This window comes from Rathayibacter sp. AY1A3, assembly GCF_002930975.1.
Classification (GTDB): domain Bacteria; phylum Actinomycetota; class Actinomycetes; order Actinomycetales; family Microbacteriaceae; genus Rathayibacter.
The window spans coordinates 1-14,231 of sequence record NZ_PSTO01000028.1 but is presented as its reverse complement, the minus strand read 5'-3'; the positions used below and the strand labels follow the sequence as shown (position 1 = coordinate 14,231).

Here is a 14,231-nt window from a genome sequence, read left to right as displayed (position 1 = left end):
TCCTCCCTCGGGAAAGGACGACGATGACCCGCGAACCGGAAGTCCTCAGAGTGCTCGGACTGTTCCTCAAGCACCCGACACTGCGCCTGGCTCCGGGCGAGCCCTTCGCCCGCGGGAGGCTGCCGTACCGGGCCGACCTCCTCCGGGACGACTCGACGCGGCTCCTCGTCCCCGGTCACGCGTCTCGGCCCGCGCACGTGAAGCTGCGCGACGTCGTGGAGCACCGCACGGGGCTGAACGTGGACACGCAGCTGCGCGCGCTCCGGGCGGTCCGCTCGGCCGACGCGGTGCTCTGCGTGCTCGAGCCGGAGGCGGGCCTCCCCGCGCTGCTCCGGCGCGCGCGGCTCGGGCCGTACGGCAGCACGCCGCTCGTGGTCCTCTCCTGCTGGTGGGCGGAGGAGCTGCTCACCGGCTCGCCGGAGCGGCGCCGACAGGTGGTCCGGCTGCTCCAGGGCGTGGACCGGCTCGTCGTGCTCAGCGAGAACCAGCGCGAGGTCTTCGCCCGCCACGGCGTCGACGAGCGGCGGATCGCTCCGGTCCTCTTCGGGGTCGACTCCGACTACTACCGGCCCGTTCCGCCGCGTCCGAAGCGGTTCGAGGTGCTCGCCGTCGGGGTCGACCGCGGGCGCGACTTCGACTCGCTGGTCGCCGCCGCCGAGCGCCTGCCGCACCGGCGGTTCGACATCGTGACCACTCCTGCGCGGCGGCCGTCCCGGGCGCTGCCGGCCAACGTCGTCCTGCACGATCCCGTCCCGGTCGGTCGGCACCGCGACAACCTGCGCGACGCCGAGCTCGTCGTCGTCACCAGCCACGACCTCGCCTACCCGACGGGCCAGAGCGTCCTGCTGGAGGCCTCCGGCTGCGGGACCTGCACGGCGGTCACCGCGAGCGCCGCGATGACCGGCTACCTCCGCGACGGCGAGACGTCCTTCTCGCTGCCCCTGCACGATCCGGCGGGGATCGCGGCGGTGCTGGAGGCGGTGCTGAGCGACGACGGGAAGCGGGCCGAGGTCGCCCGCGCGGGCCGGGAGCGGGTGCTGGCCGAGCTGAACGCGCGGCACATGTGGGCGGGCGTCCGCGCGGTACTCCGCGACGCGGTCCGCGAGCGCGGCCGCGCCTGAGCGGCGGTCGGCCGGGGCCGCACCGGGCGACCTCCGCCCCACCGGGAAGGGCCCGCCGACCGGGACCTCCGCGCCCCGGACCCGCGGATCCGCGCCGGATCGGGCGGACGCGGGAGGCGCTACTCCGGCGGCAGAGCGCGGACGCGGGCGGACTGCTCCGCGAGCAGAGCGAGACCCGCGCCGATCACGACGAACGAGATCGGGGCGAAGAACACCTCGCCCAGCTGCGTCGCGCACAGCAGCACCAGGATGCTCGCCGCGCCGACCGCGTGCCCCGGGCGGCTCCCGGCCCCGGCGGCCGTGGTCGCGAAGCCGGCCACGAGCACGGTGCCGATGACGCCGACGAGCAGCACGACGCCGCCCTCGGCCATCAGCGCCAGGTAGGAGTTGTGGAAGAACCAGTCGATCCCGTCGACCCGCGCGGTCGCCTCGCCGAGCCCGGAGCCGGTCCACGGCGAGAGCGCCACCTTGTCGACCGAGGCGTCGAGGATGCGGGCGCGCAGGGCGTCGGAGCCGGCCCGCTCCACCCCGTAGTCGCCCGCCGTCGCCAGGTTCCGCTCGGCCCAGAGGAACAGCAGGACGAGGCCGCCGCCGAGGAGCGCGCGGAAGAGCAGGCGCAGGTACGGCGCCGCGACGAGCCACACCAGCGCGCAGGCGTAGGCCGCCATCGACGTGCGGGAGTCGGTGGCGACGACCGCAGCGGCTCCGAGCGCGAGCACGCCGACCCGCAGCCACAGCCGCGAGCTGAGCGCCGAGACCAGCAGCGCCGCCGCTCCGTAGACGAGACCGGCCACGTTCTTGTCCTGGAGGAAGCCGGTCAGTGCGCCCTGGTAGCTGTCCGGGGCGAGTCCCGCGACGAACAGCACAGCGTTCAGCGACAGGGCCGCGGCGAGTCCTTTGAGCCCCGAGACCACGTCGATCCGCCCGCTCGCGAGGAAGCCCGCGGCGAGCATGACGAGCGCGATGTTCGCCGCCCGGCGCAGGGCGTCGAGGCCGTCGAAGGACGAGCCGGCGAGGACGAAGGCGAGCAGGGCGAGGCACAGCCACGGGTACCAGGCGGCCCGTCCGAGACGGCGGGTGGGCCGCCGGAAGAGGCTGACGAGGACCAGGGCGGCCAGCGCCGTCTGGGCCAGCGGGACGTTGCCCGGGAGGAAGGGAGTGGGGAGCCGGTAGACCAGGAGGCCCATCAGGACGGCATCGAGTATCCGAGCGGAATGTGCTATCGGAAAGGCCTCGTGAACGAGCGGGGAACGCCTCTCGACGACGATCTCTCCCCCTGGCGCGGACATGTCGTCATCCTCGCAGAAAGGGCCTCCCGAGGGGTCGGGGGCCGCCTAGGGAAAGGCGCTCCGCATTGCTAGCGTGACCGACACCTCAGCATCGTCGTGCGGCGCATGCGCGGCACGCAGAAAGGTGCGCAGTGACTGTCGTCGATCTCATCGCATTCATCCGGCGGAACTGGCGGATCCTCGTGGTCGCCGTGCTCGTCGGAGCCCTGGCGATGGCCGCCTTCTCGTTCCTCACTCCGAAGGTCTACGAGTCGAGCTCGGCCGGATTCGTGATCGCCGCGAGCGACGGCAGCTCGGCCGATGCGATCAGCGGGTCGCAGACCGCGGTGACCCGGGCCAACGCCTACCTGCCGCTGATCTCGAGCAGCGCCGTCTCCGAGCGGATCGAGGCCGACCCGGAGGCGAACCCCGGCGGAGAGGCCCTGAGCGGCCGCCTCACCGCGAGGGTCGCTCCGGGCAGCACCCTGATCGAGGTCACCGCCGAGGCCGGGACCGCGCAGAACGCCGCAGCACTGGCCAACGGGGCGCTCGCGGCGCTGGCGGCCGTCATCACCGACATCGAGACGCAGTCCACCGCGGACCGCACACCGCAGATCACCGTCGTCCCGCTCGAGAACGCGGAGCCGCCCGCCGCTCCGACGAGCCCCGACTGGGTGCGGAACATCCTGCTCGGCGCCCTGGGCGGGCTCGTTCTCGGCTTCGGTCTCGCCTTCCTCCGGCGGGCCCTCGACATCCGCGTGCGGACCGTCGACGACCTCACCGAGCTCTTCGGCGTCGGCGTCCTCGGGCGCATCCCCAAGGCCGGACGCCGGGGCCGGACCGGCGGCCGCCGCGGCACCGACGCGCTCACCGCCGAGGCGTTCCGCTCGCTCCGGACGGGCCTGCGCTTCTCCAGCGTCGACGAGGAGACGCGCAGCGTCGTGATCACCAGCGCCAACCAGGCCGAGGGCAAGTCCACGATCGCCGCCGGACTGGCCCGCGTCACCGCGGAGTCCGGGCAGCGCACCCTCCTGGTCGACGCGGACCTCCGCCGGCCCTCCGTGGCGCGGATGCTGGACATCGACGGCGCCATCGGCCTCAGCGAGGTCCTCAGCCACCAGATCCCCGTGGACGACGCGATCCGCCCCACCGGCACCGCGGGCCTCTACGCCCTCCCGGCCGGCCACATCCCGCCCAACCCGTCCGAGATGCTCGGCTCCGAGGCGATGCGCGCCCTGGTCGCGCGCCTCTCGAAGGACTACTTCGTCATCATCGACGCGCCGCCCGTGCTGCCCGTCACCGACGCCTCCATCGTCGCGACCGTCGTCGACGGCGTCGTCTTCGTCGTCGCCTCGAACCAGACGCGCCGGCCCGAGGTCGTCGCCGCCCGGCGGATCGTCCAGCAGGTCCGCGCCCGCGTGCTCGGCACCGTGCTCAACATGGTCACCGCCCGCGACGGCGACACCGGGTACTACTACTACGACCGCAAGAACGCGTACTACGCCGAGCCGCAGCCGGCGACGGGGCGCAAGCGCGCGGCGGCGGCACCGCGCCGGTCCGAGCTCGCCCCGGTGGAGTCGCGGGCCCTGCCTCCGCAGACGTCCCGCCGGGCGGCTCGATGAGCGGGCGCCTGCTCCTGCTCTGCCATGCGAACGTGGCACGGTCGCCCTCGGCCGAGCTGATCGCGGCGCGCCTGCTCGGCGCCGGCTCCGACTGGCGGGTCGAGAGCGCGGGAACGCACGCGGAGGCCGGCCGCGGGCTCGACCCCGAGCTCAGCGATGCGCTGCGGGCCCGCGGACTCTCCACGGCCGGGCACCGCGCGCGCCAGGCCGACGGCCGGATGCTCGCCGGCACCGATCCCGTGCTGGTGTTCGAGGCGGGCCAGCGGGAGTGGGTCACCCGCCACTTCCCGGCCGCCGCGCGCCGCACCACCACGGTCCGCCGGGCGGCGCGGCTGGCGGGAGCCGCCCCCGGCGTCCCGCTCCTGCGGCTGCTCGCCGACGACACCGCCCCCTACGGAGCCGAGGACGACTTCGCCGACCCGTTCGGGCGCGGACCGGACGTCGCCGCGGCGGCCGTCGAGGACATCGACGCCCTGCTCCGGGTGATCCTCCCCGCTCTCGGCGCTCTGCCCGTCGGCGCGGAGCCCCCTGCCGCCACCGTCCGGAGCACCCGCCGCTCGCTCCGCCGGGACCGCGCCGCCGAGACGGTCGCGAGGTGACCGCCGAGGGGGTGAGCGTCGTGATCCCGCACTACGGCGACCCCGCGCCCGCGCTCGCCCTCGTCGAGCGGCTCCGCAGCCAGGAGTCGCCCTCCGCCCTCGAGATCGTCGTCGTCGACGACGCCTCCCCTATCCCGTTCCCGGCCGGGACCGACGGAGTGGAGGTCGTGCGGCGCGAGCGGAACGGCGGCTTCGGCGCCGCGGTGAACACGGGCGCCGCCCGGGCGCGCCACCCGCTGCTCCTGGTGCTCAACAGCGACCTCGTCGTCGGGCCCTCCTTCCTCCGCGACCTGCTCGAGGCGGGACGGCCGTGGCTGCCCGCGGTCGTCGCTCCGGACCTCGTCGACGCGGGCGGGGAGCGGCAGTGGGTCGGCCGGCGCTTCCCACGGCTGCGCCACTACGTCGTGGAGTGGCTCACTCCGCTCGCGCGCTGGCGCCCGCGGCTGCACGCGGCCGTCGGCCACGACACCCGGTGCGCCCCGGGCGCGACGGTGCCGGTGGACTGGGTGGTGGGCGCCGTGATGCTGCTGCCGGTGGCCGAGTTCCGCGCGGTCGGCGGGTTCGACGAGTCCTTCCACATGAACTGCGAGGAGGTCGACCTCCAGCGCCGGCTGCGCGAGCGCGGCGTGCCCTCGGTCTTCGCCGGCTCCGTCGTCGCCGAGCACACGGGAGGCGGCTCCTCCGACCCCGCGCGCCGACTGGTCTGGCTGGTCGCCTCGCGCCTGCGCTACGCCCGCAAGTGGGGCGGGCGCCCCGCCGCCCTCGCCGCGGCCCTGCGCGCCGCCTCCGCCGTGAACCTCGCCGCCAACGCGGTGCGCGCCGCCGCCGGCAGCGACGTGCGCCCGCTGGCTGTCCTCCGGCGCGAGCTCCGGCTCGTCGCCGCGGCCGAGGCGGCGTCCCGGTGAGCGGGCCCGTGCTCGTGGTGAGCCCGGTCTTCCACGGCTACTGGGAAGCGCTCGGGTCGGCGCTGGCCCACCTGGGCGACGAGGTGGTCGTCCACCGCTACGACGCCGCGACCGGGCTGGGCCACGTGCGCGACGCCCTCGGCCACCGGCTCCCCGGGGGCCGGCTCCGGCGCTCGTCCATGCGCGCCGAGACCGACCGCGCGATCGCGGCGCTGCGGGCCGTCCGGCCCCGGGCCGTCCTCGTGGTGAAGGGCGACTCCCTCGGCGACGCCTGGTGGGAGGAGATCGGCCGCGCCGGCGTCCCCGTGGTGCTCTGGCTCTACGACGAGCTCCGCAACATGGGGCACCCCGTGGACCGCCTGCGCTCCCTCGCCGGGGAGGCGGTGTCGATCGTCAGCTACTCCGCCGCCGACGTCGCCGAGCTCGCCCGCGCGGGGGTTCCGGCCGGGCACCTGCCCGACGCCTTCGACTCCCTCCTCTCCTTCCGCCCCCGCCCCTCCTCCGCGGTGACCTTCGTCGGCGCCCGCTACCCCGAGCGCGAGCGCGTGCTGCGGGAGCTCGCGGCCGGCGGGGTCGCGGTCGAGGCGTACGGGCGGCAGTGGTCGCGGCACCCCTGGGACGTGGCGCGCACCGGCCGCTGGCGCTCGGCCGGCGTCCCCGCCCGCCGCGACGTCCCGCGGGCGGGCTACTACGGAGTGATGGCCGGCTCGACCGCGACCCTGGCTCTGCACGGCGCGGGCCACGGCGGGCTCTCGATGCGCGCCTTCGAGGCGCCGGGCGTCGGGGCGCTGACCCTGATCGACCGCCCCGAGGTGGCGGAGTTCTACGAGGTGGGCAGCGAGGTGCTCGTCTTCGAGGAGCGGGACCAGCTCGTCGAGCACGTGCGGCGGGCGGGCGCGGACCCCTCGTGGGCGCGGCGCATCCGCGAGGCGGGCGCGCGCCGCACCGGCGCCGAGCACACCTTCGTGCACCGGATGCGGGAGGTGAGGGCCCTGTGGCGCTGACGCACCCGACCGATCTGAAGGCCTGGCGCCGCTGGCAGCGCGGCCGCGACCCGCTGCGCACCGCCCGGGCGGCGCTCCGGCGCTCCGAGCCGACCCGCCTGGTGCTGCACGTGCGCGGCGACCGGCCTGCGGTCCTGCTCGCGGTGGAGGCGTCGACGGCGAGCGCCCTCGCTTCGACCGCGGCCTCGCTCGCTCCTCTCGGCGGGGCTCCCGCGGCGGTCCTCGCTCCCTCCGGAGCCGGCGACGCGCTGTCCGGGCTGCTGCCGGGCCGCTGGAGGGCGCACCCGGTCGACCCGGAGGCGGACCCGCCCGCCGAGCTGCGGGGTCTCCGCGCCGTGATCGCCACCGGACACTTCCTCGCGGCGGGAGCGGCCGCCCACCGCTGGTCCGGAATCCTCGGCGCCCGCTTCCTGGTCGTGCAGCACGGCCTGCTCACCCCCTCCGCCCCGCCGCTCCCGCCCGGAGCGACGCTGCTGGCGTTCTCGGAGGAGGACGCGGCCTTCTGGACCTCCGGTCGCAGCGACGTGGAGACCGAGGTCGTCGGCAGTCAGCTGCTCTGGACCGCGTCGCGCCGCCCGCGCCCCGAGCGGCTCGAGGAGCGGCCCCTGTTCCTCGGCCAGCTGCACGGCGCGGAGCTGCCCCGGCGGACGGCCGCGGCCACCGCCTCCCGCTTCTGCCGCGAGGCGGGCGCCGACTACCGCCCCCACCCCGCCGAGGTCGACCGCCGCTCGCGCTGGCAGCACGCGCGGTGGGAGCGCCGCGGCATCCGGGTGCTCCGCGGCGGCGACCTCGCCGCGCAGGCCCGGCCGGTCGCCTCGATCTTCTCGACCGGGGTCCTGGAGGCCGCGGCCGCCGGGATCCCCGCGTGGGTCGTCTGCGAGGACCCGCCCGCCTGGGTGCTCGAGTTCTGGAGCCGGTACCGGCTCGCGCGCTGGGGCGGGGAGACGCCGACCGCGGCTCCGCCCGTCCCGTCCGTCGAGCCGGCCGTCGCCGTCGCCCGCCGGGCACTCGCCATCGCCGAAGGAGGCACCCCGTGACCGTTCTCTGCGTCATCCCCGTGCGCGGGGGCTCGAAGGGCGTCCCGCGCAAGAACGCCCGCCCCGTCGCGGGCCGCCCGCTGGTGGTCTGGAGCATCGAGCAGGCGCTCGCCGCCGGTCTCGACGTGCTCGTGTCGACCGACGACCCCGAGCTGGCCGCGATCGCGGAGGGGGCGGGAGCGGACGTGCCGTTCCTCCGGCCCGCCGAGCTGGCGCGCGACGAGACGGCGACCGAGCCCGTCGTGCTCCACGCGATCGAGCACCGGGCCGCGCTGGGCCGCCGCCCGGACGCGGTGATGCTGCTCCAGGCGACCTCGCCGATCCGGCTCCCGGGCACCCTCGCTCGCGCGCTCGAGCAGTTCGCCTCGACGGGGGTCGACTCGCTGGTGGGCGTCGTCCCGCAGACGCCGTTCCTCTGGCGGCTGCAGGAGGGGGCCGCCGTGCCGCAGTACGACGTCACGGCCCGGCCGCGGCGCCAGGACCTCGCCGAGGCCGACTTCTTCTACCGCGAGACCGGGTCCCTCTACCTCACCCGGACCGAGGTCTACGAGCGCGAGCGCAACCGGATCGGCGGCCGGGTCGGCCTGTTCGTCATGGACGAGGCGGAGGGCGGGGACATCGACACCGAGGCGGATCTCGCGGTGGTCGAGCAGACCCTCCTCAGCCTGTCGGCGGGAGGCGGCGCATGATCATCGACCGGCACCTCGCCCCGTTCATCGTCTTCGCCGAGGATCCGGTGCTCACCGCGCTGGCCAAGATCAACGCGAACAAGCAGCGGATCGTCTTCTGCGTCGACGGGCACGGGATCCTCCGCGGGTCGGTGTCCGACGGCGACTTCCGCCGCTGGATCATCGCGAACCCGACGGCCTCCCTCGACGTCCCGGCCCTCGCCGTCGCGAACACCGCCGTCCGCACGGCGGGAGCGGACGAGCCGGCCACCGCGATCGCCGCCCGGCTCGGCCGCGACGGGATCAGCCACCTCCCGCTCGTCGACGACCGCGGGCACCTCGTCGCGATCGCGGTCGAGGGCGATCGGGCGCTGCGGATCGGCCGCCACGAGGTGGGCGACGGCCACGCGGCCTTCCTGATCGCGGAGATCGGCAACAACCACAACGGATCGGTCGATCTGGCGCGGCGGCTGGTCGACCTCGCGGTCGAGGCGGGCGCCGACGCGGTGAAGTTCCAGCTGCGCGACCTCGACTCCCTCTACCGGCGCGCCGGCGGGGCCACCGCGGGGGAGGACCTCGGCGCCCAGTACACGATCGACCTCCTGCGCCGCTTCTCGCTGCCCGCCGAGCCGCTCCTCCGGGTCTTCGACCACGCGGCCGAGGCCGGGATCGACGTCCTCTGCACCCCGTGGGACGCCCCGAGCGTGCAGGCGCTCGTCGACTACGGGATCCCGGGTCTCAAGATCGCCTCGGCGGACCTCACCAACCACGGCCTGATCGAGGACGCCGGCACCCGGGGGCTGCCCCTGCTGCTCAGCACCGGGATGTCCCGCGAGTCCGAGATCCTCGAGTCGGTCGCGCTGCTGCGCTCGCTCGGCACCTCCTTCGCCCTGCTGCACACCCAGTCGACGTACCCGGCGCCCTACCGCGACCTCAACCTCGCCTACCTCGACCGGCTCGCCGAGATCGGCGGCGGCGTCGTCGGCTACTCCGGCCACGAGCGGGGCTGGCACGTCCCCGTCGCCGCCGTCGCCCGCGGGGCCCGCATCGTCGAGAAGCACTTCACGGTCGACCGGGGGATGGAGGGCAACGACCACACGGTGTCCCTGCTCCCGGACGAGTTCCGCCGCATGGTCGGGGAGATCCGCGACATCGAGGACTCGCTCGGCACGCGCGACGCCCGATCGGTCTCGACGGGGGAGTCGATGAACCGCGTCTCGCTCGCGAAGTCGCTGGTCGCCTCCCGCGACCTCTCGATCGGGGACGTGGTGCGCGCCGCCGACGTCGTCGTCCGCAGCCCCGGCCGGGGCCTCCAGCCCAACGAGCTGCCGCAGCTGCTCGGCCGCGCGCTCCACCGCGACGTCGAGGAGGGCGGGTTCTTCTTCGCCGGCGACCTGCGCGAGAGCACGCCGTCCGGCCGGCCGTTCCGGTTCCGCCGCCCCTGGGGCCTGCCGGTGCGGTACCACGACCATGCGGCGCTCGCCGCGGAGTCGAACGCCGACTTCCTCGAGTTCCACTTCTCGTACCGCGACCTGGAGATCGAGCCGGACGACGTGTTCACCCGCCGCCTCGACTCCGGCTTCACCACCCACCTGCCGGACCTGTTCGCGGGCGACTTCCTCGTCGACCTCGCCTCCTTCGACGACGACGTGTGGGAGCGCTCGATCGCGGAGGTGCAGCGCACCGTCGAGACCACCCGGAGCCTCGCGCGCTGGTTCCGCCAGGAGGAGGACCCGATGATGGTCGTCACGATGGGCGGCTTCACCCGGCACGCGCACGTGGCTCCGGATCAGCGCGCTCCCCTCTACGAGCGCGTCGCCGACGCCCTCGAGCGGGTCGACGCGAGCGGCGTCCGCGTGCTGGCGCAGACCCTCCCGCCCTACCCGTGGCTCATGGGCGGGCAGCAGTTCCACAACCTCTTCGTGGACCCGCGCGACACCGCCGAGTTCGCGGCCGCGACCGGCACGCCGCTCTGCCTCGACGCCTCGCACACCAAGCTCGCGGCGAACCACCTCGGGCTCGCCTTCTCGGAGGCGGTGGCGCTGCTCGCTCCGCTCAGCGCGCACCTGCACCTCGTCGACGCGACGGGTGTCGACGGCGAGGGGGTGCAGATCGGCGAGGGCGAGATCGACTGGCCGGACTTCGCGGCGTCGCTCGACGAGCTGGCGCCCGGGGTGCCGTTCATCCCCGAGATCTGGCAGGGGCACGTCAACAGCGGCGAGGGCTTCTGGACCGCGCTCGAGCGGCTGGAGGAGTGGCTGTGACCCCGCTCGCGCTCTGGACGGTGCCGGTCGGCGAGTTCGGCGGGGTGGCCCGCCACGTCCTCGACACCGCCCGGCACGGGATCCCCGGCCACCGGCTCGTCGTGCTCTGCCCGGAGGGAGCGCTCGCCGAGCGGCTGCGGGAGCAGGGCTCGGCCGTGACGACCGGGCGCTTCGGAGTGTCCGCCGGTGCCGCCGCCTCCGTGGCGACCCTGCGCGCGACCGCGGCGGCTCTCCGCCCGGCGGTCGTCCACTCCCACCTCGCCCACGCCGACCTCGTGACCGCGGCGACCCCGCTGCCCCGCGGGGTCCGCCGCGTCACGACGGAGCACGGCATCGCCGGGCCCGACGTCTACCACCGCACCGCACTGCGGGCGCGGACGACCGCGGCGGCGCACCACGCGCGGCTGCGGTCGTTCGACGGCGCGATCGCCGTCTCGGAGGCCACCCGCCGCACCATGATCGAGAAGTGGCGTCCGAGCCTGCCGGTGCAGGTCGTGCTCAACGGAGTCGACGCCGCGCCCCGCGACCGCGAGCCGGGGGAGCCGGGCTCCCTCCGGGTCCTCTCGCTCGCGCGCCTGGCGCCGGAGAAGCGCCTGGACGCGCTGCTCGAGGCCTTCGCGGTGCTGCACCGGCGCGTCCCCGGCGCCACGCTGACCGTCGCGGGCGAGGGACCGCTCGACGGCGCCCTGCGCGCCCGGGCCGAGCGGCTCGGCCTCGGCGACGCCGTGTCGTTCCCCGGCTTCGCCGATCCGGAGGCGGCGCTCGCCGCGGCGGACGTCGTCGCCCAGCTCTCGGTCTGGGAGAACTGCTCCTACACGCTGCTCGACGCGGCAGCCCGCGGGATCGGCGTGGTCGCCTCCGCGGTGGGCGGGAACCCCGAGATCGTCGAGCGGGACTCGCTGGTCGACGCCGACGACCCGGAGGCGGTGGCCGCGGCGCTGGAGCGGCAGGCGTCGAGGGCCGCGGCTCCTCGCGCCGTGCGGGACGTCGCCGCCATGTGCGGCGGGATCGCCGCCGTGTACGAGGGGGTGGCGGCGTGAGCGGCGGGTCCCTGCGACCGGGACTGCGCACCCTCCTCTCGCTGGCCGGCGCCGCCTCTCCGGGCTGGATCACCGCCGCCGTCGCGGGCTCCCTCGCGCTCGCGGTCCTCGACACCCTGGGCGTCGCCGCGATGGTGCCGCTCATGGCGCTGCTCACCGGGACCGACACCACCACGGGCGCGCTCGGCGTCCTCTCCGGCGTCCTCGGCTCGACCGACGTCCAGACCCTCCTCCCGATCATCGCCGGCTTCGTCGCGGTCGTCTTCGTGCTCAAGAGCGCCGGGACGATCGTCTTCCGGTGGTGGCTGCTCGGCCGCACCACGCGGATATCGGCCGACGCTGCGACGGAGCTGCTCCGGCGGTACGTCCTCGCGCCCTACGCCGTCCACCGCTCCCGGCGCCTCGCCGAGGTGTACCGGACCATCAACGACGCCAGCGCGCAGGCGGCCGGCGTGCTCCTCGGCGTGATCGGCATCGCCTCCGACCTGCTGGTGCTCGTCGCGATCGTGGCGATCCTGCTGGTCGCCTCGCCGGTCGCGACCCTGTTCGCGGCCGCCTTCTTCGCGGTGCTGCTCGGCGGCGTCCAGGCCCTCCTGCGGCGGCGGCAGGGCCGGATCGGCGAGGAGATGGCGGAGGCCGCGCTGGAGTCGTGGCAGTTCCTGCTCCCCTCGCTCGACGGGTTCCGCGAGGCGCGCCTGACCTCGAGCGCGGCGAGCCTGGTCGCCGGCTTCAGCGGGGCCAAGCGCCGCAGCGCCCAGGCTCTGCGCTCCCTCTCGCTCGTCTCGGAGCTGCCGAAGTACCTGCTCGAGATCGGCTTCGTCGTCGCCGTCGTGGGCGTCTCGGGGATCCTGGTCGCCACCGGCTCCGGCGCCGAGGCGCTCTCCGTCCTGGGCGTCTTCGCGGCCGCCTCCCTCCGCGCCCTGCCGACGCTCAACCGCGTCTCGGCCACGTTCGCGATCGTGCGCAGCGGGCAGGCGGGGCTGCGGATCGTCTCCGAGGCGGCCGAGGAGCTCGCCTCCGAGGGGGCGCACGACGAGACGCCCGGGCCGGGCGGCCGCTACTCCGGCGACATCGCGCTCGAGCACGTCACGTACCGCTACGCCGACTCCGACGTGGACGTGGTGCGGGACGTCTCGCTGGTGATCCAGCGGAACGCCACGACCGCCTTCGTCGGATCCAGCGGCGCCGGCAAGAGCACCCTCCTCGACCTGGTCCTCGGCCTGCTCCCGCCCACGAGCGGCCGGATCCTCTGCGGCGGGCGGCCGATCGACGAGGATCCGGCGGCCTGGTACGCGGGGCTCGGCGTGGTGCCGCAGGACGTGTTCCTCCTGGACGCGACCGTCGCCGCGAACGTCGCCTTCGGGGTGCCGGCGGCCGAGGTCGACCACGGGCGCGTGCGCGAGGTGCTGCGGACGGCGCAGCTCGAGGAGTTCGTCGGCGGGCTGCCGCAGGGTCTGGACACCCGCGTGGGCGAGCGCGGCGTCCGCCTCTCCGGCGGCCAGCGCCAGCGGCTCGGCCTCGCCCGGGCGCTGTACCGGCGCCCCTCCGTCCTCGTCCTCGACGAGGCGACCTCGGCGCTCGACAACCGCACGGAGCACGAGATCTCGCGGGCCGTCGCCGAGCTGCACGGCAGCATGACCGTCCTCGTGGTCGCCCACCGGCTCTCGACCGTGCGCGGCGCCGACCGGCTGCTCTTCCTCGACGGCGGCCGGATCGAGGGGGCCGGCACCTTCGAGGAGGTGCGGGCCGCGCACCCCGGCTTCGCCCAGCTCGTGGCGCTCGGAGAGCTCTCGTGAGCAGGGGAGGCCCGCGGTGGTGACGCTCGGCGACGTCCGCTCGACGCTGCTGGCGCCCCTCCGCCGACGGGGCACGACGGTGCTGCTGCCCGGCGAGTCGTTCGGGGTCGGGAACCTCGCCTACTTCTGGCTGCAGGCCCACGCCCGTCGGAGCCGCGGGGTGCCGACCGCGGTGCGCGCGACGCGGAGGACCACGGAGTGGGCGGAGGTCTTCCCGCGGGTCGTCGAGGAGCTCGTGGTGCCCCCGGCGGAGATGTCGTTCTTCAGCCCCCGCGAGCTCGGGAGCGTCCACCAGGAGCTCGGCGTGGAGTTCACGACGGACGAGCTGGCGGACTTCGTCGCGACGATGCTGCTCCCGCCCGGCGGCCCCTTCAGTGCTCTGGTGGCGGCGGCGCGACCGGAGGCGGACCTCACCGTGAACATCCGGCGCGGCGACTACTACAGCGTCCCGGCGTTCCGCGGCCGCTACTCCTTCGACGTGGTCGAGTACGTCGACGCGGCGCTCGCCCTGGCCCGCGAGCGGGAGCCCGTGCGCAGCGTCCTGATCGTGTCGGACGACCTCGACTGGTGCCGGGTGAAGCTGGCCCGCGTCCTCGAGGGCCTCGAGGTGCGCTTCCCGGGGGCGGGGACGCCGGTGCCGCAGCAGCTCGCCCTGCTGGCCGCGTCCCGCCGCCTCGTGCTGACGAACTCGACCTTCTCGTACTGGGGCGCGCATCTCGGCGACCACGTGCACGGCGGAGCCGACGTGATCGCGCCGTGGTTCCACAGCCGTGCGTGGAACGGAGGGGCGGCGACGCAGCTCGACCCGCGCTGGCGGGTGGTCCGCGACCTCCCCGGCGGCTGGGACGGCTGACGCGGCGCGTCGGAGGCGGGCGGCTGCGCGGGGCTCGCGGGCGCCCGCGGGGGC

Annotated in this window: 12 protein-coding genes; 11 read left to right on the top strand and 1 reads right to left on the bottom strand. The window is 75.5% G+C overall.

Annotation, left to right across the window (positions count from 1 at the left end):
• Nucleotides 1–23: 23 nt before the first annotated feature.
• A complete protein-coding gene (locus tag C5C10_RS12750) occupies nt 24–1,121 on the top strand; it encodes a glycosyltransferase family 4 protein (protein ID WP_104329405.1) in 1,098 nt (365 codons plus the stop codon).
• Between the two features lie 119 nt (nt 1,122–1,240).
• On the opposite strand, the gene C5C10_RS12745 is transcribed toward C5C10_RS12750, so the two are convergent.
• A complete protein-coding gene (locus C5C10_RS12745; protein ID WP_104329404.1) occupies nt 1,241–2,308 on the bottom strand; it encodes an O-antigen ligase family protein in 1,068 nt (355 codons plus the stop codon).
• Nucleotides 2,309–2,541: 233 nt separating this feature from the next.
• Here C5C10_RS12745 and C5C10_RS12740 point away from each other — a divergent pair, with 233 nt between their 5' ends.
• From C5C10_RS12740 to C5C10_RS12695, 10 genes are read left to right on the top strand one after another with little or no spacing between them, the layout of a single operon-like run.
• On the top strand, nt 2,542–4,011 hold the full coding sequence (locus C5C10_RS12740; protein ID WP_104329403.1) for a polysaccharide biosynthesis tyrosine autokinase: 1,470 nt from the start codon (nt 2,542–2,544) through the stop codon (nt 4,009–4,011).
• The gene (locus tag C5C10_RS12735) at nt 4,008–4,610 is read left to right on the top strand and encodes a hypothetical protein (RefSeq protein ID WP_104227202.1); all 603 of its coding nucleotides are present in this window, start codon (nt 4,008–4,010) and stop codon (nt 4,608–4,610) included. The genes C5C10_RS12740 and C5C10_RS12735 overlap by 4 nt, the downstream gene beginning before the upstream one ends.
• Nucleotides 4,607–5,515, top strand: a complete 909-nt coding sequence (locus C5C10_RS12730) for a glycosyltransferase family 2 protein (RefSeq protein ID WP_104329402.1) — start codon at nt 4,607–4,609, stop codon at nt 5,513–5,515. Before C5C10_RS12735 ends, C5C10_RS12730 begins: the two co-directional genes overlap by 4 nt.
• On the top strand, nt 5,512–6,519 hold the full coding sequence (locus C5C10_RS12725; RefSeq protein ID WP_104329401.1) for a glycosyltransferase: 1,008 nt from the start codon (nt 5,512–5,514) through the stop codon (nt 6,517–6,519). The genes C5C10_RS12730 and C5C10_RS12725 overlap by 4 nt, the downstream gene beginning before the upstream one ends.
• Nucleotides 6,510–7,556, top strand: a complete 1,047-nt coding sequence (locus C5C10_RS12720) for a hypothetical protein (protein WP_104329400.1) — start codon at nt 6,510–6,512, stop codon at nt 7,554–7,556. Before C5C10_RS12725 ends, C5C10_RS12720 begins: the two co-directional genes overlap by 10 nt.
• On the top strand, nt 7,553–8,245 hold the full coding sequence (locus C5C10_RS12715) for a cytidylyltransferase domain-containing protein (protein WP_104329399.1): 693 nt from the start codon (nt 7,553–7,555) through the stop codon (nt 8,243–8,245). The genes C5C10_RS12720 and C5C10_RS12715 overlap by 4 nt, the downstream gene beginning before the upstream one ends.
• Entirely contained in the window at nt 8,242–10,488 is a 2,247-nt protein-coding gene (locus tag C5C10_RS12710; RefSeq protein ID WP_104329398.1) for an N-acetylneuraminate synthase family protein, read from the top strand. Before C5C10_RS12715 ends, C5C10_RS12710 begins: the two co-directional genes overlap by 4 nt.
• Nucleotides 10,485–11,528: a glycosyltransferase family 4 protein gene (locus C5C10_RS12705; protein ID WP_104329397.1), complete on the top strand. Its 1,044-nt coding sequence runs from the start codon at nt 10,485–10,487 to the stop codon at nt 11,526–11,528. The genes C5C10_RS12710 and C5C10_RS12705 overlap by 4 nt, the downstream gene beginning before the upstream one ends.
• Complete coding sequence (locus C5C10_RS12700) at nt 11,525–13,324, top strand: ABC transporter ATP-binding protein (RefSeq protein ID WP_104329396.1); 1,800 nt, start codon at nt 11,525–11,527, stop codon at nt 13,322–13,324. The genes C5C10_RS12705 and C5C10_RS12700 overlap by 4 nt, the downstream gene beginning before the upstream one ends.
• 16 nt (nt 13,325–13,340) lie before the next feature.
• Nucleotides 13,341–14,177 carry an alpha-1,2-fucosyltransferase gene (locus tag C5C10_RS12695; RefSeq protein WP_104329395.1) on the top strand — a complete coding sequence of 279 codons (837 nt, stop codon included), beginning with the start codon at nt 13,341–13,343 and terminating at the stop codon, nt 14,175–14,177.
• The last annotated feature ends 54 nt before the right edge of the window (nt 14,178–14,231 follow it).

What these genes read in the sequence shown, in the direction of transcription:
- C5C10_RS12710 (WP_104329398.1), top strand. Translation starts at nt 8,242, where the DNA reads ATGATCATCGACCGGCACCTCGCCCCGTTCATCGTCTTCGCCGAGGAT.
- C5C10_RS12750 (WP_104329405.1), top strand. Translation starts at nt 24, where the DNA reads ATGACCCGCGAACCGGAAGTCCTCAGAGTGCTCGGACTGTTCCTCAAG.
- C5C10_RS12745 (WP_104329404.1), bottom strand. Translation starts at nt 2,308, where the DNA reads ATGGGCCTCCTGGTCTACCGGCTCCCCACTCCCTTCCTCCCGGGCAAC.
- C5C10_RS12735 (WP_104227202.1), top strand. Translation starts at nt 4,008, where the DNA reads ATGAGCGGGCGCCTGCTCCTGCTCTGCCATGCGAACGTGGCACGGTCG.